The 391-nt window shown below is 66.0% G+C and carries 1 protein-coding gene; it reads right to left on the reverse strand.

Annotation, left to right across the window (positions count from 1 at the left end; genetic code table 11):
* Positions 1-352: efflux RND transporter permease subunit (locus FJV41_RS51550; RefSeq protein ID WP_281291695.1), on the reverse strand; the 352-nt coding region annotated here is incomplete at its 3' end.
* Between the last annotated feature and the right edge of the window lie 39 nt (positions 353-391).

The raw sequence follows: 391 nt of genomic DNA on the forward strand, positions 1-391 counted from the left end.
GGAATGCGGTCGTGACCCCGAGCGGCAAGGAGATGATGGCCACCAGCGCCGAGCGCAGGTGCCACAGGAACACCACGCAGACCAGGGCGACCACGACGAACTCCTCCACCAGCTTGGTCGTGAGGTTGTGGATGGCGCGCTCGATCAGCGCACTGCGGTCGTAGGTCGTGACGACCTCGACCCCCTTGGGCAGGCTGTTTTGCAGTTCTGCGAGCTTGGCCTTGACGGCGGCAATCGTCTCCTGCGCGTTCTTGCCCGAACGCAGGATGACGACCCCGCCGGCCACCTCACCTTCTCCATCTAGCTCCGCGATCCCTCGCCGCATTTCCGGGCCGAGCTGAATGGTTGCCACGTCCCCCAGGCGAACGGCAATCCCCCCGCGCGTCACGAG

The organism is Myxococcus llanfairpwllgwyngyllgogerychwyrndrobwllllantysiliogogogochensis (genome assembly GCF_006636215.1).
Lineage (GTDB): Bacteria > Myxococcota > Myxococcia > Myxococcales > Myxococcaceae > Myxococcus > Myxococcus llanfairpwllgwyngyllgogerychwyrndrobwllllantysiliogogogochensis.